This is a genomic window from Pseudomonas sp. B7(2017), assembly GCF_002112745.1.
In the GTDB taxonomy this organism is placed as follows: Bacteria; Pseudomonadota; Gammaproteobacteria; order Pseudomonadales; family Pseudomonadaceae; genus Aquipseudomonas; species Aquipseudomonas ekonensis.
This window is the reverse complement of sequence record NZ_NEIP01000005.1, coordinates 101,922-122,626: the sequence shown is the minus strand read 5'-3', so window position 1 is coordinate 122,626 and position 20,705 is coordinate 101,922. Positions and strand designations below refer to the sequence as shown.

Genomic DNA, 20,705 nt, shown 5'->3' with positions numbered 1-20,705 from the left:
TTGCATGGAAGAAAATTTAGTAATGTCTGAGGCTGCTCGAGAAGTGGTTTTTGCATGGTGGAATACAAGTTTAGCGCCGTCGGGGGTTAGCAGATCTACTGCTGAGCAAAGGGCCGTTGCGTGCTCGGTTGTGATGTACTTAATAAAAAGTTGCGGGGCGGACTTTATCGCGCTTGGTGAAATGTCAGAAGTAGATCTAAAGTTTCTCGAGCAGGCATGTGATCTTCAAGATTATACGTTTTCGTCAGAGATAACTAATGCGGGTAGATCGGTTTTTGATATTTGCTATATTTACAATCGGCGGAAGATATTTGTAAGCGATAGTAAAGATGTTTTGTCTGTTAAAGGCGCTTCAATTTTGAAAGTTGCAAAAAAGCTCGAGCTTATAGTGAGTGGCTCTGAATCGCTGTTTTATATTTTTGTTTCACACTGGCCCAGTAGGCTTTGGTGTGCACAGAATGACGCGGACAGGCACGTTTTTGGTATACGACTTCGAGATTCGATTGATCAAGTTTCGTCGGAGACAGACAGGAACCAGTTTATTGTTTTGCTCGGGGATTATAATGATGATCCCTTTGATGCTTCTCTAAGTCAGCAGGTCATGGCGAGCAGAGATATAGATTTGGTGGAGCGCAGACCTCATCTGTTCTATAATCCATTTTGGAAATATTTGTCCAAGCAGAGTAGTGATCATAAAGTTTCAGGGAGTTATTTTTATAAATCAGGAAAAATAACGAGATGGCATACTTTTGATCAGATTATTTTCTCTCACGCATTTGTTAGCTCAAATGAGTGGGCTTTATCAAAAAAATGTGATCATGTTGTTGAGGTTCCAGGGTTTACCGATTTAGTAAAAAGCAAGGACTCACAATTTGATCATCTCCCAGTCTTTGGAATAATTGAGAAGGTTGCTCATAATGGTTGACTTTATTAGTTCATTCAACAAGGGGCAGGATGCTGCAAAAAAAGCTGAGGCAAATAAAGACGAAATTGACTCGGTTTTTGATAATATGAATAAGCAACTCGGGGAGGCAAGCTCTGGGGCTCTAAAGGTTGATATAGTTTTTAAATCCAATCCCTTTATGGATTTTCTTTCTGTAACCTCGAAGTCTAAAGCTGGTGGTAGTTATTGGGCATTAGCTGCCGTTAATCCTTTGGCTGAAAGTTATGAGCCTAAAGAAATTGCAAAGTGGAAAGCTGATCAGAACGGTTATCCATGTTTAGTTATTACGGATGCCGAAGAGATATATTGTGAAGATAAGTCAGCTTTGGAAAAGGCGCTCAGTTCACTCCTCGCTCGCCCAGAAGTTGGTAAAGTGTTCAGGTTAGTGATGAATCAAAAACAAAAGCTGGAGATCGATAATGAACCTGAGTCCTGATTTGTAGATGGCTTTAAATCTCAGATAACTAAAGCCGTCCCGTGTTGAGGCGGCTTTTTCTTATTCCGCCTTATCAGGCATCTAGGTTTTATACATTGCTATGATCCTGATCCTGATCCTGATCCTGATCCTGATCCTGATCCTGATCCTGCCATCCTCGGCAACCGTGTCGATTTTCGACACGGTTGAATCAAAGCGCTCTTCTCTATTTTACTTTGACCTTTGACGCAGCTGGCACCATTGACCGACTTGAGTAGGCATCTCATTCCCGCTGCTAGTCGTCTGTCCTGGATGTGCTGAAGGCACCTTGGAAAAAGTCGTCCAGGGAAGAAAAAACAGCTGGGGAATCACTTATCCCCCTCCCGCCAGCGCGGTTTATCTCGCCGTTTTTTGCGAAGGCAAGCGGGATAGTAGCTCGTCGAAGGTGGGCTCAGGCTTTAGCGGCCCCTCGAAAATCCAGCAACGTATCGTTTTTCCTTCGATGGAGCTGCCTTTAGGTCCGTTTGTCACGTACCGTGGCTGTTTACTCACTTTCATCGCATTTCGCAGTGCTGAGTCGAAGTGCAGGGTGATGTTGTGCTTTTTGAATAGTTCGGCCAATTGCGACAGTTTCAGATAGATCATCCCGCTCATCCACGGGGCGTGGTTGTACCTTTCGCCATTACGATCCAAGATCTCTAGCGCATCCCACAGTTGATTGGCTACATCAGACGCAGCAGGTGAGCTGAGACCTATGGTCTCAAGTGGCGGCACAGACAGCCCCAACTGTCGTGATATCTGCGCGAGCTGTTCGTGCAGCGCAATCCGCATACCGTTATCGCGGTTTCGATGCAGCTCCTTCAGCAGTGCTACACGATGCCTTGACAGAGCGATCTGCTGATTGACGTTCGGTATAGCCAACCGGGTTGCGCTTTCCTTTGTCCAATGTGCCCACAATATGTCATCGCATTCTTCCTGGTAGCGAGTGATCTTGCCCCGTAGCTCCGGTTTCACTTTGTTGGGACTGATGGAGTACAGCCAAGCTGGCAGCTTGCGCAGAGGCAGACAAGTCATCGCGTACTGCTTGCCATCTCCGCCAGTTGTCACCATTTCGGTGATAACTGAACCGAATCGTTCGCTTAGTTTGCGGTGTTGCACCTGCCAAGCGAGGCCTATGTTTTCAACGATCGGCTTCATGGATACATACGGTTCATCGTCCTGGCCTACGAGCACTACCGTGTCTTCGTAAAACGGAACGGCCATCAGTTGGTTCTGCATCATCTATTCCTTTAGCTCGCTCGCCGCGGCGAAATGTACCACTGACCGGCAGCGGCACGAAGCTCATGCCCGCCGGTGGCCGCTCGTCCCTGAGATACCGAAGGCATTGGCGGAAAAACGGCCAACGTCAAAAAAATCTATTGAAAAAGCACTTATCCCCCTCCCGCCGGCGGGCTATGCGTCCGTTTTTTTTGCAAAGGTCAGAGCGGTGCAAGTGTCGGCCCCGTCCAAGCCTGCTGCGGGGGCTGTGGGCGTTGTTGTGATTGCACACTGTGCAAGGTTTTGCAAAAAGGTGCAGAGGCCCTGCACAGCATTATGAAGCGGCGACGAGCTCGTCTGGAGAGTGAAACGCCCGGCGGGCAGGGGGTACGGTCCGGAAAACCTGCTGTACAGGGTATTTTCTTTTTCGGACCTGTTCACACCAACGGCTTATCCGGCACAGCCGAGTCCGCTTGCAAAGCGGCTGTAGGGCCCGGCGTGCTTGGCTCTCCGGTGTTTTACGGCATTGCATCGCGTCACCAAGAGTCCCCTGGCAATCAGTACCATTTGCATGATGCGAAAAGCGTCGGAAAGGGCTGTCGCCTGGGCCATTTTTCAGAGGTGGGCTGGGAAAAAGGTAATTTTGGTAAGCGAGTAGCAGAAATGGGCTACAGCCCTCGTGGTTCCTGGCTTCCAGGCATTACCTCAGGGGGTAATTTTAGGTAAGGGATGAGGTAATTTTTTCTCAACAGCCCTATTTTACTGGGGCTCGCTGATGTGACGTATTACCCATGTGAAAGGTAATTTCCTAACCTTTTGCTTACCAAATTATTACCTCAGCGAAATTCTCTGAACGCCCCGTTTTTCAAGGCCTCCAGAGGTGGCCTCACGCCGTATTACCAAAATTACCTTTTTCCCGTGGGTCAACATGAAACGTCGGGATGGCCTTCGCGACCCTGTTTTTCAGCCTGGCGCGCAAAACCCATGGGACTGGCATGGGACTGAGCTTGCGAGGCTCGCTCCTCTGCAGCCCTTGTAAACCGGGGGGGTGTGCTCCGAAAAACGCAAACGGGTAGTTTCGAATCTCTCCTTCACCGCCAAATTCGATGTAGACAAAACCCCTGGTTTCGAAAGGAACCAGGGGTTTTTGCGTTTAGGCGCCTCAATATGCATCCCGGCGCATTTGTATCGAAACCGTGACGCAATGGGCACGCTCAATCGTCGAGATCGATTGATTAATTGAATTGGGTAGTTAAACTTGCCGACCGGTGGCTCTGCACGTGACAAGGATGTATCGGAGTCGAGTTGAGTAGTCACGCTGAGGTCCGATGCGTTGGAATCTTTATTTGCAGTTGTCGCTACAACGGGATACTTGCTTCTGGTGGATCTGCACACCAGAAAAGTCACTCCGATCGAGAACGAACGCCCTGAATACTATGGTGTGTCATGGTTTCCGGGCGGCAAGGATCTCGTGTTGTCCCACTCGGGGCTGGATAATCTCACGCTGACCGACATTCAGGGGTATGCGAACTCCGAAGTCGGCTATCTTTCCCACGGCGCCCACTCCACCCAGCCGTTCCTGTCACAACCCCACCAGATTCTTTGCGCTTCCGATGGCCGGGTCGTCTGCACCAATACCGGCAGGAACGCCATCTCGGTCATCGACCTGAACAAGCCCGGGCACTTCCAGGAGAAGCGACTGACCAGCGTCCGTTGGGATCGGTTGTCGCTCAAGGAAATCACTGGCGATCACCTCAATTCCGTCTTCGAAAAAGACGGACGTCTCTATGTGATTGCCCACGGGCACCATAACGGTTCGGTGCTGGCGGTGCTGACCTATCCGGAACTGGAAGTGGTGAGCCTTGATCCCGTGGAGCAGCGAACGGGGCTGCACAACATATGGGTGTCGGACGAAGGCCAGAAGATCGCCTGCCACAGTTCCATCGGCTCCTTGGTCGATCTGGATTCCAATGAGGTCATCTGGCAGGCGGGCAGCCCGATCTACGCCCGGGGGCTGGCGGTGTCTTCCGATGTGATGCTCGTGGGCGAAAGCCAGATGACGGGGCGCGAATCGCGCCGCAGTTCCATGAGCGGCCTATGGGTGCTGGAGCGCAGCACGCTCAAACCGCTGGACTACCTCTCCCTGGGGCCCTACGGCGCGGTCAACGAAGTCAGGTTGCTGAACGTCAAAGACTTCGCGCACCACGGTCACGTCTTTTCGTCGGTCTCCGAACTGCTCGAAAAAGACCTGTACACCCGCCATTCGCAAGAGCGCCTGGACAGTTTCCATCGTCACCGCAAGATTCAGGATGCCTGGAAGGATTGGGAACTTGTGTTCGGTGCTCCGAACGCTCTCGAGTCGGGCGAAAGAGAGGCGAAGCCCGGTCAGTTGTGCTTGCTGAAACAACGTGAGGTCGCAGACGCTGCCGAACGTCGGATGTCCTTCAGTTATTCGATGGATCAGTCTTCTTCGGATGCGCATGTGGCGGTGGTCACCTATAAGGGCACCGGTGACGACACCGATATGAACGCTCTGCTGATTCAGCCTTCGAGCGCCACCGAAGCGCGTCTGGTGCTGTGGACCCAAGATGGAACGCAATGGGCGCCGGAGCCGGACATCGCGGTGCCGGGGCTTCCGCTCAGCGGAGACCTGAACGTGGTGGCCAATGCCCGTGGACTTGAGATTTACCTGAACACGAAACTGCTGCTCAGCATCGAGGCGGACAGACTGCCTTACCTGAGCGGTTCCCTGGGCGTGCGCTGGATCGGTTCGACCATCAGTCGTTCCGCTGAGTGAGGCTATCTTGTAGACGGGCTCAGACTCTTCTCGAGATGAGGAAACGGTATGAATAGAACAACAACGGATGCCATCGAAAATCTAGTGCTGCATCCGACCCGTGTGACACCGGCCGATCGTGAGCGACTTTTCTCGCAGCGACCGCTGACCCTTTGGTTCACGGGCTTGAGTGGTGCAGGCAAGTCGACATTGGCCTTTGCCCTGGAAAAACTGTTGGTCGACAGCGGCAGGCCGGCGTTTGTGCTGGATGGCGACAACGTCCGCCATGGATTGTGCAAGGGGTTGGGCTTTTCCACCGAGGATCGGTCGGAAAACATTCGTCGCATCGCAGAAGTGGCGCGTTTGATGAACGAGGCAGGATTGATCGCCATCGTTGCCTGCATTTCTCCCTGCCGGCTGCAGAGGGAACAGGCCCGAGAGATCATCGGCAACGAGCGATTCCTGGAAATCTATCTGAATACCCCGCTGAGCGTCTGCGAAGGCCTCGACCCGAAGGGGCTGTACCGTAAGGCCAGGGCAGGGCTGATCCCTGACTTCACAGGCGTCAGCGCGACCTATGAAGCGCCTGAGGCGCCGGCGTTGATGCTGGATGCCAGCGAGAAGTCCATTTCCGTGTGCCTGAGCGAGATCCTGGACAAGGTCGAAGGCTGGGGCGCTATGTCTTCCCCTCGCTGAGGGCGACAGGCCGTGAGTGATGGGCGACCTTGGGTCGCCCATTTTTTTGCCTGTTTCCATTGTGATGGCGCGCTCGCCTACAATCACCGCTTTCGTACTGACGCAAGGATCGCCTACATGATCATCACGACCACTCAAACGATCGAGGGGCGGCAAGTCGTGACCTATCTCGATATCGTCAGCGCCGAATCGGTGCAGGGCGTCAACGTGATCCGGGACATGTTCGCAGGCATGCGCGATTTTTTTGGCGGACGCTCGCAGACACTGGAGAGGGCCTTGAAAGAAGCGCGGATCCAGGCGACGGATGAAATCAAGGAAAGGGCGCGCGCGTTGCAGGCCGATGCGGTGATCGGACTGGACTTCGAAATCAGCATGCCGGCCGGCAAGGGCGGGATGGTCGTGGTGTTCGCCACCGGAACCGCGGTGAAATTGCGCTGATTCCAGGTGCGGTGATTTTTCTCAGGGGGCGCCCAGGCGCTGTTTAACCGGTGTAGGCCATTCGTCGGCTCCAGGCAATCTGAACCACGAGTCCAGTAATGACCGGCTAGTCTCAAAAGCCTTGGGGTCGTTATTTTTCAGGCAAAAGGCTTGCCGGTATCGACCCCGTTTTTGATAAGGGGCGATGAGATGACTGATCCGTATATCGAAGACGATGGTGCCGAGTTTCCGTTCAACAATTGCGTGCGTTGCGGCCAGACCGAGTATCAGGCTGGCTTTGGCGAAGATCCGGTGCAGACCGGCAAGATCAAGTCGATTGCACCCAAGGGGCCGAAAACGAAGTTTTTGCCCAAGGTGACGACACGTTCCAGGAAGTAAACCGCCGTAGCGAAACCCCGTCGATGAGCGGGGTTTTTTGACTGAGGTTGATTGTTTAAATGTCCTACAGGGTATGGCGATACGCCTGACAGTTTTCACAAACTTTTCACAGCTGCCGACGTAGGGTGAAGCCATCCGTTAGAAAGCAAGTCTCCAGCCCGTCTCCCCAGCGGGCTTTTTTTTGTCCGGCGTAAAACCTTTTCCAGAATGGTTGTCCAATCGGCGCGAAGTCCGCCTTGTCGTCGGATTTTGTCTGGACTTTAACGCCGCGTCGGCATTCAATCTCCGCCCTTTCGTCATCCCTAATTGTTGAGGTTTTCGTCATGCGTTTAACACTGCCTGCTCTGGTTCTGGGGCTTCTGGTCGCTCAAGGTGCAATGGCCGGCGACGGCACCGCCGCACTGGGTGGCGGCCTGGGTGGCGCGCTGGGTAATGTGGTCGGCCAGAAAATGGGCGGCAGCACAGGTGCCGCGATCGGCGCCGGCGTTGCGGGCGCTGCCGGCAGCGCCATGGCGGCAGGCAAGGGCAGCCGCACCAAGGCGGCCATCGGCGGCGGCATCGGCGCCGCTGGCGGTTCAGTGATCGGCAACAGCCTCGGCGGCAAGAACGGCGCGACCATCGGCGCCGGCCTCGGCGGTGCCGCCGGTGGCGCAGTGGGCAGCAACCTGTCCAAGCACAAGCGTCACTGATCGCGACTGCAGATCAAAAGGCCCGGCTCGATGCCGGGCTTTTTTGTGCCTGAACGTTTTGCCCGAACATGCCTCCAACGTAATACGGCCCGTCATTCGATCACTATCGGGCGAACCGTCCCGTTTCGGGAACTGTGAGGTGTGTATGCGCTTGACATTATCCGCACTGGTTTTGGGGTTGTTGGTGGCTCAGGGCGCCATGGCGGCGGGCGACGGCTCGGCAGCGGTGGGGGGCGGTCTGGGCGGTGTGCTGGGCAACGTGGTCGGCGGCCAGCTCGGCGGCAGCACCGGAGCGGCGGTAGGTGCCGGCGTGGGTGGCGCAGCCGGTAGCGCTGTCGGTGCACGCAAAGGCAATCGTACCGAAGCGGCCATCGGCGGCGGCTTGGGCTCGGCCGGCGGTTCGGTCATCGGCAACAGCCTCGGAGGCTCGACCGGATCCGCCATCGGCGCCGGCCTGGGCGGCGCAGCAGGTGGCGCCGTGGGCAGCAGCCTGGGTGACGACGGCGGCAAATCCCACTCAGGCGGTGGCCATAAGCACAAACACAAAAACCGGCACCGGTGACCCTGTGCCGCGTCAGCGAAAACCCGGCGAGATGCCGGGTTTTTTGCTTCTGCAGGGCCGCGGGAGGAACATGGGGTTGCAGAGGCCTTCGAATTTCATGCGTGACTGAACAGGGTGAGGTGTGCCGTGGATACCGACCGAGATGACCGTGAAGGGCAGGAGCCTGAGGAACTACCGCTCATCAATGACCCGGGGAATGAGGATCCGGGGTCATTGATGGATGATGTGTTGGTGCCGCTTTGGGAGGAGGATGATGCGGTGGATGTTGACTATGACGAATATGAAGATGATCAGTGAAAGTGATTTTTATGAAAGTTCGGAGAGGTTGTTTTTAGCGGTTTGAGTGTTTGCATTGAAAATCGTTAGAGTGTTGTTGCTTTGAGACTCGCTAATACTGTTTTTATGTGGCTTTCGAGGTGCAGTGTGCATGTCTCCGACATCGGGACTCATCCTGTCACTGAGTCGCCGATGTTGAAGTGGCGAAGCTAACCCTCCGGTAACAGCGGATGCTTTGGCGTTGGGTTTGCTTGCGAAGAAGCCTGCTCAAGCGAAAAGCCTTCAGGTGGGCCAGAAGCTCGCATCTATTCGTTCTACGGAAACCTTGATGCATAGTCCGTTTAGATCAGGATGTTCGTAATGAATATCCTGATCCGAGAAATCGACAAAAGATCGGAAAACTGCCCCGTCAAGTCGTCCGCTGAGCTCACAAGAAAAGCCGCTCCCTTTCATTTCAATTTTTTTCTTCTCGCAATCTGCTGCCGACACGCCCCCCTCATCAGGTAGTACCATTTCTAACTCGACATCATAGGTTTGGCCCACTTCTAGAGCGATTGGGCAGGAACCCGCAAAACACCTAACCGTATATCCTTCAACAAAAATCAGAACTGCCTCTTCTACGACAGGATCGATTTCGATAATCACCGCTCTGTATTTTTCACTCATAAATAGGTCTCACCGTTTTATCTCCTGCGTCGCCATTGATTATGCGCCAAAATTCCTTGCCGCTTTTTGTGTGCAGTGTGGTGATCTCGTTGTTTCGGTTGCTGCCGACGAACGCAAACTTTGTCTCTCCCCTGCGGTTGTTTCCCATCAGTTGAAAATAACCTGATCGGACTTCTCCCTTGTATAAGTACTCAACAACAGTACCTTGGTCGACAACGTCGCGAGCTATTAGCAAGTATTCCTCTTTGCTCGTGGCCTTAAATTCAGCTCCATGTTTTTCATAATGTTCAGTGAGCTTTCCTTCACTGCCAAAATATCGAGGAGCTGATTTTGGAAGCTTAGGCACCCCCTCATCAACAACCGAATCACCCACCCCATCCGGCACCGCACAACCCGGCCCATTTGGCGTCGGGCAGTTGGAGCTCAACCCCAATGGATCAACCCACCCCGTCGGATTCGGCACGTACCGGTATTGGTTCAATCCGCCCGCCAGCTTCACCGGGTCCGGCGTCAGGTAGCGGCCTGTCTCCGGGTCGTAGTAGCGGTGGCGGTTGTAGTGCAGTCCGCTTTCCGCGTCGAAGTACTGCCCTTGGAAGCGCAGCGGTTGGTCGAGGCGTTCGTCGGGGCTATGGCTCAGGCGGGTGGTTTTGCCGTAGGCGTCGTATTTCGCCGACCAGACGATTTCGCCGCTGTAGTCGGTGAGTTCCTGCGGGGTGCCGAGGTGGTCGAGTTGGTAGTAGAACGGGCAGGCCCTTTTCGGGCCGGGGCCGTCGAGCAGTGCCAGCGGGCGGAAGCTGCCGGGTTCGTAGACGTAGCTGCGGTGGTGCGCCGGGCCGCTTTCGGCGACGAGGGTGTCGCCCTGCCAGAAGAACTCGGTGGTCTGGCCGTCGACGGTCTTGGCGATGCGCCGGCCGAAGGCGTCGTAGCGGTAGCTGGCGGTTTGGCCGTCGGGACGGGTGAGGCCGATCAGGCGGTGTTGGCTGTCGTAGCGGTACAGCGTGACGAGCGGCAGTCCCTGGCCGTGACGCTCGCGGATCAGGTTGCCGAACGCATCGTAGTCGTAGAGCCGGTCGCCGTCGCTGAGCAGGCGGTTGCCCTTGATGCTCGCGGGGCCGGGCCGGTTCTGCATCAGCAGGTTGCCGGCCGGATCGTGGGCGTAGCGCTCCGGCGCCTCGTCCCGGGAGTGGCGCACGCGGATCAGCCGGTCGAGGGCGTCGTACTGGTAGCTGCGTTGGCCGTGGCGCGTGTCGGCGATGTGGTCGAGGTTGCCGTTGGCGCTGTAGGCGTAGTCGCGCCGGTACAGCGGATGGTGCTGTTGGCCGATGGCATGGGCCTTCAGCCGGCCCTGTTCGTCGTAGGTGTATTCGCTCAGGAGCAAGCCTTGCTGGCGCTGTTGTTCGCGGCCTGAGCGATAGACATGGCGGGTCAGGGGAGCCCCGTTGAGGTCAATCCCCTCCAGCGCGCCGCCTTTGGCATGGCGGTAATCGAGCTTGCTGTTGTCCGGCAGGCGCATGCGCGTGAGCCGGCCGCAGGCGTCGTAGGCGTAGCGCAGCGTGCCCCAGCCCTGGTGCTCGACGGTCAGGCGATCCTGGGTGTCGTATTCGAACGCCAGCGGATGATCCTGGCTGTCGTCCACCCCGACCAGCCGGCCGAGCAGGTCGTAGCGGTAGCTGATCTCCACCCCGTCGGGCAGCGTCTTGCGCAGAAGGCGCCCGGCCGTATCCCGCCGGTAGAGGGTGACGAGCGTTGAGCCGTCGTCGCCGAACTCGGTCTTCTCCAGCAGATGACCGTTGCGGTCGTAGGCGTAGCCGGTGCGTCGGCCGTCGAAGCCGGTCTCCTGGCGGATCAGCCCGGTGGGCGTGTAGTCCAGCGAATACGTTTCGCCGGACTCGTTCTCGATCTCCGTCAGCAGCAGTTGCGCATGGTCGTACCGGTACTGCACCCGCGTGCCGTCGGGGTTGATCCGGCGGCTGACCCGGTGCAGGTCGTCGTCATACTCGTAGCGGGTAATGCGACCCAGTTCGTCGCGTTCGGCGGTGACCTGGCCGTAGGCGCTGTAGCTGTAGTCGCGGCTTGCGCCGCCGGGGTGCGTGACCTGCACCAACCTGCCCACCGGATCCCATTGCCGGCGGGTGACGGCGCCATGCTCGTTCCGGGCGCTGACCTGCCGCCCCAGGGCATCGTAGGCGTACTGCCGCACGCCGCCGTCGGGCAGGGCCTCCTCCAGCAATTGGCCGAGGTCGTTCCAGGTGAAGGTGTGGCGGCCATTGTCCGGATAGCGAACCGACAGCAGGCGGCCTTGCGGGTCGTAATGGCAGTGGGTGACCTGGCCGTCAGGATCGACTGCCTCGGTAACGTCGCCCTGGGCGTTGCGCCGGTAAGTCCAGACCGCCTCGCCCCGGCGTCGCCTGTGCAGGAAACCGTCGCGGTACTCGTAGGAGGTCGGGGCATCCTGGGGCGGAATCAGCGCCACCAACCGTCCGGCGTCGTCGTAGCGATACTCGGTGACGGCACCCAGCGCATCCTGCTCGGCGGTCAGGCGGCCGGCCCCGTCGTAGGTCATGAGTCGTTCGCCGCCGTCCGCCGCGACCTGGCGCACCAGCCGCGCGCGTTCGTCGTGGACGTAGGCTTCCTCGCGGCCATCGGCGTAGCGCACCGTCACCTGGCCTGCGTCGTCCCAGACGTAGCGGGTGTCCATTTGCGCGAACGAGGCCCAGTGGCGCACGCAGCGCGCCGCCTTGCCGACGCGCTCCCAGGCCCAATAGAAGCTGGCGCCGCCGGCCAACTGACGCTGGAGGATGACGTGGGCGTCGTCGTAGTCGTAGCGTTCGCTTTCGCCGGCGGCGTTGGTGGCTTCGGTGAGGCGGTGGCGGGCGTCGTAGCGGTAGCTGGCGAGGGTCTGTCCGGTGTGCCAGGCGTCGTCGCGGAACACCTGGTATTCGAGGGCCGTCACGTGCCGGCGCTCGTAGCGCAGCAGCAGGGAGCGTCCGGCGCCGTTGTCGAGGCGCCGGATCCGACCTGACGTGTCGCGCTGCACGCTCAGCCGGTTGCCGTAGGCATCGCTGATGGCGGTCAGGCACCCGTCCCGGAAGTGGTGGAACCGCACCGTTTCGCCCGCTGGCGCGACGATCAGTTCCTCCGGGTCTTCGCCGAGGTAGATCGCCGCCCGCGACAGGCTGTTGTGGATCGCCGGGCGCTCGCGGTCCGGCAGGGGAAAGCGGGTGCGTCGGTTTTCGTCGTCGATCCAGACGACCCCGTCGCCGTCGGGCTCCAGCCGGTGGGCCAGCGAATGACTCCAGCCGAACCCGAGGCCCAGGTCGATCTCGGCGGCGCTGTTGCGGTAGAGCCGGGTGAACGCAAACGGCAGCAGGCCGTCGAGGGTACCGTCGGTGAGGGTAAGCAGTTCTTCGCCGGTGACCATCGACACCGGGCAGCCGTTGGTGCAGGTGCGGGCGGCGCAGTCGGCGCTGTCGCCGTTGGGGTTCTTTGCCTGGTCCGGGGCGTCGTGGTGGGGTTCGTGCCGCTCCAGCAGCGTCATGTCCCGGGATTTGCCACGGGCCACCGCGGCCGGATTGGGCACCCTCAAGACCAGCGGGCCGGCCGTGCGGATTTCCAGTGGAACGGCAGGCGTCGGCTTCAGCGGCGCCGGTCGCGCGTTGACCATCAAAGGTTTCAGTGCGTTCGCGTGCCGGGCCAGACCGGGAGCCGCCGCCTGTTCGGACAGCCGCAAGGCCGCAGCCGCCAGCCATTGCCGGGCCCGGGGCGACTTGACCTTGTCCAGCACCTTGTCGCTCAACCGCAAGGGCAGGCCCACGCCGCCGGAGATGCTCGTCAGCAGGAAACCGACCAGCAGTTCGGCCCGAACCTCCGCCACCACTTCGGCCAGGCACTGCGGCGGCAGCATCTTCAGCCAACTGGTGAAGGCGGCGAGATGGATGAACAGCAAAGGCTCATCGCCGAGCACCAGCAAACCGTTGGCAATGGCCTCGGAGGAAGCCTTCAGCAAAGCCTCCAGTTCGACCTCGGTCAGATACTGCAGCAGTTTTTCGCTGTTGGCCTGCAGGTCGGCGAGCAGGCCGAACACCTGCTTGATGTCGTCCCAGACGCTTTGCAGCGCGCGCTCGAAGCCACGCCAGTCCGCCCGTTGCAGTTGGCCGTAGCGTTCACGGAAGCCGGCGTCGGAAAACTCCGTCCACAAGGGCTGGAACCCCGTCCATTCCTCACGCAGCCAGGCTTCCAGGCCGTTGACGACGTCCTGATAGGAGGCATGCAGCGCCTTGACATGGTCGGAGGAAACATCGGGAAAGAAGGTGATGCGATAACGCTGGCCCCGTTCGCAGTCGTCGACTTCCAGAATGCCGCTCGGACCGATGGTGCGGTGCAGCGGCTCGCCGTATGTCAGGACTCCGCCCTTGTCGGCCAGCACCGGTTCCAGCATGACCGGCGTGTCGCCGATCGGCACGAAGCGTGCGGCTTCGAACAGATGGACCAGGGTCAGCGGCCCGGTGGCCGGGCACATGACCACCGAGGAGCTGACGGGTTGGGTGGGGCTGACCGGCGCGCTGAGGCGCACGTCGTTGCCGACCTTGAACACCTGCCCGACATCCAGCGCGGTGCCGTCCCAGAACTGCTCGGCCCAGCTGTCGTAGTCGTTGAGGCACAGGCGGAACTCGGCGATCAGCGATTCGAAGTCGGGACGGTCGGGGTTCAGGGCGGCGACCACCAGCAGGCCGATGCTGTTGTTCAAGGCCAGGAGGCGGTCGGATGGAAGCATGGGCAGTCACTCGCGCAGATCAATGGATAGGCGCGGAACTTTGCTGGGGATCGAAAAGTAAATAAGCCGGGAAAGGAGGCAATGCTTGTAGGGCAATTCCTTAAATGTTCCGGGTGCCCGCAGACCGGCGGCGAGATTGCCCGTTGCCCAATCCGCGCGGCTCTCGTTATGCTGCTGAACCCTTTAATCAGATCCGAGCAGCGGCCCGTTCGAGCCGCCTGGGATGTCTTTGATAACGGATCCTGTGATGAATGCACCGATGAAGGCGTTCGGCCCGGTCAAGGCCGTGATTTTCGATATGGACGGTTTGCTGCTGGACACCGAGGGCATCTACACCGAGGTCACGTCCATCATCGCCGGGCGGTACGGGCGGACCTTCGACTGGAGCGTCAAGCAGAACATCATCGGCCGCGGGGCGGAGGATCTGGCGCGGTATGTGGTCGAGGCGCTGGACCTGCCGATCACCGCCGAGGAGTTCCTGGTCATCCGCGAGCCGCTGATGCGCGAGCGTTTCCCGACCGCCCAGGCCATGCCCGGCGCCGAGGAGCTGATCCGCCACCTCAAGGCGCACGATGTGCCGATCGCGGTGGGCACCAGTTCCTCGCGCCAGTCGTTCGGCCAGAAAACCACCCTGCACCGTGACTGGTTCGCGCTGTTCGATTTCATCGTCACCGCCGACGACCCGGAAGTCGGTGCGGCCAAACCTGCGCCGGACATTTTCCTCACCGCCGCCCGACGTCTGGGCGTGGCGCCCGAGGATTGCCTGGTGTTCGAGGACTCGCCGTTCGGCGTGACGGCGGCGAAGGCGGCCGGCATGACGGCCATCGCGATTCCCGACGCGGCCATGGCCGATGAGAAGTACGCCCATGCCGACGGGATTCTCCGTTCGTTGAAAGCGTTCACTCCGGGCGCCTGCGGTTTGCCGGCGCTGGACTGGGCCTGACCGGCCCGTAAAGCCCGGGCACGAAAAAACGCCGCCCCTCCTGGCCAGGAGGGGCGGCGTTTTTCGTTCTGGGCAGAAGAGGGCGGATCAGGCGCCGAAACCGCCGTCGATGGTCAGGCTGGCCCCGGTGATGTAACCGGCTTCGGGGCCTGCGAGGTAGGCGACGAAACTGGCGATCTCATCGGCGGTGCCGTAACGGCCGACGGCCATCAGCGGGATCAGGCTGTCTGCGAAGTCGCCGTGGGCCGGGTTCATGTCGGTGTCGACCGGGCCCGGCTGCACGTTGTTGACGGTGATGCCGCGGGGGCCAAGATCCCGTGCCAGGCCTTTGGTCAGGCCCACCAGCGCGGATTTGCTCATGGCGTACACACCGCCGCCGGCGAAGGGCATGCGGTCGGCGTTGGTGCTGCCGATGTTGATGACGCGGGCGCCTTCGCCCATGTGCCGGGCCGCTTCCTGGGTGGCGATGAACACGCTGCGCACGTTGATGGCCAGGGTCTGGTCGAAGTCTTCCAGTTTGAAGTCTTCCAGCGGGGCGACCGCGAGGACGCCGGCGTTGTTGACCAGGATGTCGAGGCGGCCAAAGGTTTCGACGGTGGCGCTCACCGCGTGGCGGATGGCATCGGCGTCGGCGCTGTCGGCCTTGATCGCCAGGGCTTTGCCGCCGGTGGCGGTGATGCTGTTCTGCAGTTCCTCGGCCTTGGCGGCGGAGCTGACGTAGGTGAAGGCCACGGCGGCGCCTTCGGCGGCCAGGCGTTTGACGATGGCGGCGCCGATGCCACGGGATCCGCCTTGAATCAGAGCGACTTTGCCGCTGAGGGTTTGAGTGGTCATGTTCGATCTCCGGAAAATTCAAGGCGGGATGCCTTGTTGTTGGAGCCGAGTATCGGCTTCGGGCCTAGAGCAGGGTAGACCATGGTTGCTATAGTCTGTGTAAACCAAAAGTTTATAGTGATGCCCATGGAAACCTTCAGCAGTATCGAATGCTTTGTCCGCAGCGCCGAGGTCGGCAGCTTCGCCGAGGCTGCCCGGCGCCTGAGCCTGACGCCGGCGGCGGTCGGCAAGAGTGTGGCGAAACTGGAAGCGCGCCTGGGGGTACGGCTGTTCCAGCGCAGCACCCGCAGCCTGACGCTGACCGAGGCGGGGCAGCTGTTCCTGAGTGAAGTCAGCGCCAGCCTCACCACCATCCAGAACGCCGTCGCCAACCTGGCCAGCGCCGGCGGGCAGCCGGCCGGCACGCTGAAGGTCAGCATGGGCACGGTGTTCGGGCGGCTGTACATCGTGCCGTTGCTGGGGGAATTCCTGCGGCGGTTTCCGGCGATCAGTCCGGACTGGCATTTCGATAACCGCCAGGTCGATCTGATCGGACAGGGGGTCGATGCGGCGATCGGCGGCGGCTTCGAGCTGCCGCAAGGTGTGGTCGCCCGCCGGTTGACCCCGGCGCACCGGGTGCTGGTGGCGGCGGAGGACTATCTGGACAGGCGCGCCATGATCCAAGGGCCGGAGGATCTGACGGACCACGACGGGATCCTGATCCGCTCGCCGCAGACCGGCCGGGTGCGCTCCTGGCAACTGACCCACCGCAACCGTCAGCACAGCCCGTTGACCCTCAAGGCACGCATGACCATGAGCGATTCCGAAGCGGCCTGCGCCACGGCGGTGCAGGGGTTGGGAATCGCCTTGGTGAGCATGCCGTTCGCCGTGCCTTACCTTGAGGCCGGCACGTTGCGGCGGGTACTGCCGGACTGGTACGTCGACGACGGCAACATCTCCATCTATTACGCCGAGCACAGGCTGCTGCCGGGCAAGACCCGGGCGTTCGTCGATTTCATCATCGAGCAGTTCGCCGGGCAGGGGCTGGCGCAGCGGTTCAGTGCGGTCTGAGTCTGGTTCGGAGGCGAGGCGCGGCCGATCGCCAGCAGGCTGGCTCCAACAGTGGTTGCCGACGGCCCGCAAGATTTCTGCCCATCACAAAACCTGTAGGAGCTTGCCTGCAAGCGATGAGGCCGGCACATCCAGCATCACCAGTGCCTGACCCACCGCCATCGCCAGCTGCTGGTTCCCACAGGGTGAGAGGCGATTCGAATGCGGGAGCCCGCCTGCCGGCGATGAACGATGACGCGGCCTAGCGGCCGAACCGCCCGCCCCAGCCGATGATGGTCTTCGGCCGCGGCGTCGCATAGGTGCGCACCTTGGACGTCGACAGCCCCAGCCGCACCAGCGATTCGGCGACTGTCACCGCGGCGGTCACGCCGTCCACCACCGGCACGCCGGTGCGCTGGCGGATCTGTTCGTCGAGCCCGGCCATGCCGCCGCAGCCCAGGCAGATGACTTCGGCCTTGTCCTGGGTCACCGCCAGCTCGGCCTGGCGGACAATGGCCTCCACTGCGCGCTGCGGCTCGTGCTCCAGCTCCAGCACCGCCAGGCCGCTGGCCCGCACCGAGGCGCAACGGTCCCACAGGCCCGACAGCTTGAGCCGGTCTTCGATCAGCGGCACGGTGCGGTCCAGGGTGGTGACCACCGAATAGGCGTGGCCCAGGTACATCGCGGTGCTGGCGGCGGCGTCGGTGATGTCCACCACCGGCACGTTGAGCAGCTCCTGCAGGCCTTCGCGGCCGTGCTCGCCGTAGCCGGCCTGGATCACGGCGTCGAACGGTTGGTCGTAGGCCATCACCCGGTCCATCACGGCGAGGGCGGCCAGGTAGCTTTCGAAATTGCCTTCGACCGAGTCGGCGCCGAAGTACGGGGTCAGGCCGACGATTTCGGTGCCGGGGGCCGCGACCGCCTGGGCGGAACGGGCGATGGCCTGGGTGATGGATTCGGTGGTGTTGACGTTGACCACGAGAATGCGCATGGAAAGTCCTTATTGCTGTGGGTGCTGCGGCCCGTCGGCGGGCCGCCGGAAGGTTCAGTGGCTGACGTTGTCGACGGCGATGGCCTCGCCGCTGACGTCGGCGTAGTGCGGCTGGCGCTGGGCGATGATCAGGTAGAGCAGTGCGGCGATGCCGGCGCCGGTCAGCCAGGAGAACGGCGAAACGCTGTGGAAGCCCGGCACCAGCGCCAGGACGATGGCGATCAGCGCCGCAGGAATGAACGCCGCCACGGCGCGCAGATTGACCCCGCGGCTGTAGTAATAGGCGCCGGCAGGGTGTTCGCTGTAGAGCTGCGGCACGTGGATCCGGCCTTTGCGGATCAGCCAGTAGTCGACCATGATCACCCCGTATAGCGGACCGAGCAGGGCGCCCAGGCCCGACAGGAAATACACGATCACCAACGGGCTGTTGTAGAGGTTCCACGGCAGGATCAGCACGGCGAGGGTGGCGCTGATCAGGCCGGCGCGGCGGAAGGTCAGGTATTTCGGTGCCAGGTTGCTGAGCACGAAGGCCGGGGCGACGAAGTTGGCCATGATGTTCACCGCCACGGTGACGATCAGGAACGCCAGGCAGCCGAGCACCAGAAAGAAGGTGTTCGGGATCGAGGCGATGATTTCGGTCGGGCTTTCGATGATCTTCCCGTTGATCTGGAACTGCGCGCCGCACAGCAGCACGGTGATGCCGGCGAACACCAGGATGTTCACCGGCAGCCCCCAGAAATTGCCGACCTTGATGGTCTTGCGGCACGGCGAGGAACGGGCGAAGTCACAGAAGTTGAGGATCAGCGTGCCGTAGATCGCCAGCCACAGCGCGCCGCCGGCGAAGATGTTGCGCCACATCTCGGCGCCGGTCAGCGGTTCGCGGATCGACCAGGCGATGGTCGCGTCGGCCTGGGTGTACATCCACGCGGCGAGGCAGGCGACGGTCAGCAGGATGACCGGGCCGGCGAAGGCTTCGTAGCGCCGCACCATTTCCATGCCGTAGGCCAGGATCGTCAGTTGCACCAGCCAGATCGCCACGAAACACACCCAGCCCAGGCTCGACAGGCCGAGGATCGAGTTGTGGTCGTAGTCGGCGAAGCCCGGATGGATCGCCGTGAGCAGCACGCGGAACACCACCGAGGCGAGGTAGGTCTGGATGCCGAACCAGGCGATGGCGATCACCGCCCGGATCAGGGCCGGAATCTGCGCTCCGTGGATGCCGAAGCTGATCCGGCTGATGACCGGGAACGGCACGCCGGTCTTCTGCCCCATATAGCCGGACAGGTTCATGAAGAAGTACACCAGCGTCGCGCCGATGCCCAGCGACAGCAGGATCTGCCAGCCGCCCAGGCCCATGGCGTACAGGCCGATGGCGAACGAGTAGTTGGCGATGTTGTGCACATCGTTGGTCCACAGGGCGAAGATGCTGTAGCGGCCCCAGCGCCGGCCTTCGGCCTTGGTCGGCGCGAGGTCGCGGTTGTGCAGGCGCGGGCTCAGTTGCAGCGGTTCAGCGGCATCGTCGCCGGTCACGGTTCGGTCGGGGGAAGCGGCGGGCAGATTCAGCGCGATGTTGTTGGAGAGACTTGTACGCATTCCGGCAGGCTCCTGATGTCCGGGCCGCGATGACTGTGCATGAGCGTTGGGGCTCGACAAATCTTCGTCGCGGCCAGTGAGGCATCACTGGTGATGGGGCGTCTGCAGCCTGTACGGGATAGGGCGCTTCAGGCGTGCGGATCGAAAGTGTGTGTATGTCTTGAATAGTTTTGTATACAAAACATGCATGCACTTAAGCCAGATGCGTGCCAGTCGGCGATCTATGGAAAGCGTCGCTCATTTCGAAAAGTTATCGATCTGCGATAAGTGACTGAAATGGAGACGATATAAATTGACCGGTTGAACAGGTATTTATTTTTCGCAGGGGATTTCGAGGGGGAATGAAAGAAGGGCGGGGGAGCGGCGGGTGTAACTTTTCAGGGCGCAGAAACGAAAAGTGCACACATAAATGGCACGGATGGTGACATTCCTGTGTACACATTTTTGAGACGGGTGAAATCTGTGTAGGAGCTTGCCTGCAAGCGATGAGGCCGGCACTGCCGACATCGATGTTGCGTGACGTAGCGTTATCGCCAGCCTGCTGGCGAAGGGCGTTACGCCTTGCTGATGATGTTCCCCGCGTGCAGCCCGCATTCCTTCTGGGTCGCTTCCTCCCACCACCAGCGGCCTTCGCGCTCGTGCTGGTTCGGCAGCACGGGGCGGGTGCAGGGCTCGCAGCCGATGCTGATGAAGCCGCGCTCGTGCAGGCTGTTGTAAGGCAGTTCCAGCATGCGGATGTAGCCCCAGATCTCTTCGCTGGTCATCTGCGCCAGCGGGTTGAACTTGTACAGGGTGCGCTCCGGTGTGGAGAACGCCGAGTCGATCTCCATGACCGCCACCGCGCTGCGGGTGCCGGGGCTCTGGTCGCGGCGCTGGCCGGTGGCCCAGGCCTTGACGTCGGACAGCTTGCGCCGCAGCGGCTCGATCTTGCGGATGCCGCAGCATTCGCCATGGCCGTCCTTGTAGAAGCTGAACAGGCCCTTTTCCTTCACGAACGGTTCCAGTTTCGTGTGGTCCGGCGAGACGATGTCGATGTCGATCTTGTAGAAGTCGCGCACCTGATCGATGAAGCGGTAGGTTTCCGGGTGCAGGCGGCCGGTGTCGAGGCTGAACACCTTGACGTTCTTGTTCAGCTTCCAGGCCATGTCCACCAGCACCACGTCCTCGGCGCCGCTGAAGGATATCCACAGGTCGTCGCCGAACTCGGCGAAGGCGAGCTTCAGGATGTCCTGCGGGGATTTGCTGGCATAGGTCGTGGCGAGTTCCACGATGTCGAACGTTGCACTCATCAGGGCGGCTTCCTACAGGTCGGTGGCGCTGGGCGCTCTATGTGGCGCCGATGGTAACAAAAAGCGCGGCCCGCCGGGGCGCCCTCTGCGTTGCGCGGCCGGGGGCGAGCGGCTAGAGTTCGGGCTCGCTCGGCCCGATAAACATTAAAAAACGGA

General features: G+C 60.3%; 19 protein-coding genes. 12 read left to right on the top strand and 7 right to left on the bottom strand.

Annotation, left to right across the window (positions count from 1 at the left end):
- The first annotated feature begins 4 nt into the window (after positions 1-4).
- The 3 genes from CAG29_RS28195 to CAG29_RS28760 all read left to right on the top strand — a co-directional run bounded on the left by CAG29_RS28195 (position 5) and on the right by CAG29_RS28760 (position 1,605).
- Entirely contained in the window at positions 5-925 is a 921-nt protein-coding gene (locus tag CAG29_RS28195) for an endonuclease/exonuclease/phosphatase family protein (protein WP_139831489.1), read from the top strand.
- A complete protein-coding gene (locus CAG29_RS28190) occupies positions 918-1,379 on the top strand; it encodes a hypothetical protein (protein WP_139831488.1) in 462 nt (153 codons plus the stop codon). Before CAG29_RS28195 ends, CAG29_RS28190 begins: the two co-directional genes overlap by 8 nt.
- A 100-nt stretch (positions 1,380-1,479) precedes the next feature.
- A complete protein-coding gene (locus CAG29_RS28760; protein ID WP_256576784.1) occupies positions 1,480-1,605 on the top strand; it encodes a hypothetical protein in 126 nt (41 codons plus the stop codon).
- 149 nt (positions 1,606-1,754) lie between these two features.
- On the opposite strand, the gene CAG29_RS11750 is transcribed toward CAG29_RS28760, so the two are convergent.
- The gene (locus CAG29_RS11750; RefSeq protein ID WP_085694490.1) at positions 1,755-2,636 is read right to left on the bottom strand and encodes a phage antirepressor N-terminal domain-containing protein; all 882 of its coding nucleotides are present in this window, start codon (positions 2,634-2,636) and stop codon (positions 1,755-1,757) included.
- Positions 2,637-3,996: 1,360 nt separating this feature from the next.
- On the opposite strand from CAG29_RS11750, the gene CAG29_RS11745 reads away from it, so the two are divergent.
- The 7 genes from CAG29_RS11745 to CAG29_RS28485 all read left to right on the top strand — a co-directional run bounded on the left by CAG29_RS11745 (position 3,997) and on the right by CAG29_RS28485 (position 8,451).
- A complete protein-coding gene (locus tag CAG29_RS11745; RefSeq protein ID WP_139831321.1) occupies positions 3,997-5,412 on the top strand; it encodes a hypothetical protein in 1,416 nt (471 codons plus the stop codon).
- Positions 5,413-5,460: 48 nt separating this feature from the next.
- Positions 5,461-6,087, top strand: coding sequence for an adenylyl-sulfate kinase (gene cysC / locus CAG29_RS11740; RefSeq protein ID WP_085577630.1), 627 nt, complete (start codon positions 5,461-5,463; stop codon positions 6,085-6,087).
- 117 nt (positions 6,088-6,204) lie between these two features.
- Entirely contained in the window at positions 6,205-6,525 is a 321-nt protein-coding gene (locus CAG29_RS11735) for a YbjQ family protein (RefSeq protein ID WP_085577629.1), read from the top strand.
- Positions 6,526-6,714: 189 nt separating this feature from the next.
- Entirely contained in the window at positions 6,715-6,903 is a 189-nt protein-coding gene (locus CAG29_RS11730; protein ID WP_085577628.1) for a hypothetical protein, read from the top strand.
- Between the two features lie 323 nt (positions 6,904-7,226).
- Positions 7,227-7,592, top strand: coding sequence for a glycine zipper domain-containing protein (locus CAG29_RS11725; protein WP_085577627.1), 366 nt, complete (start codon positions 7,227-7,229; stop codon positions 7,590-7,592).
- Between the two features lie 145 nt (positions 7,593-7,737).
- Entirely contained in the window at positions 7,738-8,154 is a 417-nt protein-coding gene (locus CAG29_RS11720; RefSeq protein WP_085577626.1) for a glycine zipper domain-containing protein, read from the top strand.
- A gap of 126 nt (positions 8,155-8,280) precedes the next feature.
- Complete coding sequence (locus tag CAG29_RS28485; RefSeq protein WP_170929970.1) at positions 8,281-8,451, top strand: hypothetical protein; 171 nt, start codon at positions 8,281-8,283, stop codon at positions 8,449-8,451.
- A 261-nt stretch (positions 8,452-8,712) separates the two neighbouring features.
- Here the strand turns inward: CAG29_RS28485 and CAG29_RS11715 are convergent, their stop codons facing one another.
- Positions 8,713-9,096, bottom strand: a complete 384-nt coding sequence (locus CAG29_RS11715) for a hypothetical protein (RefSeq protein ID WP_085638249.1) — start codon at positions 9,094-9,096, stop codon at positions 8,713-8,715.
- Positions 9,089-13,870: an RHS repeat-associated core domain-containing protein gene (locus CAG29_RS11710; RefSeq protein ID WP_085694488.1), complete on the bottom strand. Its 4,782-nt coding sequence runs from the start codon at positions 13,868-13,870 to the stop codon at positions 9,089-9,091. Before CAG29_RS11710 ends, CAG29_RS11715 begins: the two co-directional genes overlap by 8 nt.
- A 247-nt stretch (positions 13,871-14,117) precedes the next feature.
- Between CAG29_RS11710 and CAG29_RS11705 the strand changes: the two genes are divergently transcribed.
- Positions 14,118-14,813 (top strand): HAD-IA family hydrolase, encoded by a 696-nt coding sequence (locus tag CAG29_RS11705; RefSeq protein WP_085577623.1) that lies wholly within the window; start codon positions 14,118-14,120, stop codon positions 14,811-14,813.
- 87 nt (positions 14,814-14,900) lie between these two features.
- Here the strand turns inward: CAG29_RS11705 and CAG29_RS11700 are convergent, their stop codons facing one another.
- Positions 14,901-15,647, bottom strand: a complete 747-nt coding sequence (locus CAG29_RS11700) for a 3-oxoacyl-ACP reductase family protein (protein WP_085577622.1) — start codon at positions 15,645-15,647, stop codon at positions 14,901-14,903.
- Between the two features lie 126 nt (positions 15,648-15,773).
- Here CAG29_RS11700 and CAG29_RS11695 point away from each other — a divergent pair, with 126 nt between their 5' ends.
- Positions 15,774-16,697 (top strand): LysR family transcriptional regulator, encoded by a 924-nt coding sequence (locus CAG29_RS11695; protein ID WP_085694486.1) that lies wholly within the window; start codon positions 15,774-15,776, stop codon positions 16,695-16,697.
- Positions 16,698-16,938: 241 nt separating this feature from the next.
- Here CAG29_RS11695 and CAG29_RS11690 read toward each other — a convergent pair whose 3' ends face one another.
- The 3 genes from CAG29_RS11690 to CAG29_RS11680 form a co-directional block, all read right to left on the bottom strand.
- Entirely contained in the window at positions 16,939-17,667 is a 729-nt protein-coding gene (locus CAG29_RS11690; protein WP_085577620.1) for an aspartate/glutamate racemase family protein, read from the bottom strand.
- Between the two features lie 54 nt (positions 17,668-17,721).
- A complete protein-coding gene (locus CAG29_RS11685; protein WP_085694484.1) occupies positions 17,722-19,260 on the bottom strand; it encodes an NCS1 family nucleobase:cation symporter-1 in 1,539 nt (512 codons plus the stop codon).
- Between the two features lie 554 nt (positions 19,261-19,814).
- A complete protein-coding gene (locus CAG29_RS11680; RefSeq protein WP_085577618.1) occupies positions 19,815-20,549 on the bottom strand; it encodes a phosphoadenylyl-sulfate reductase in 735 nt (244 codons plus the stop codon).
- Between the last annotated feature and the right edge of the window lie 156 nt (positions 20,550-20,705).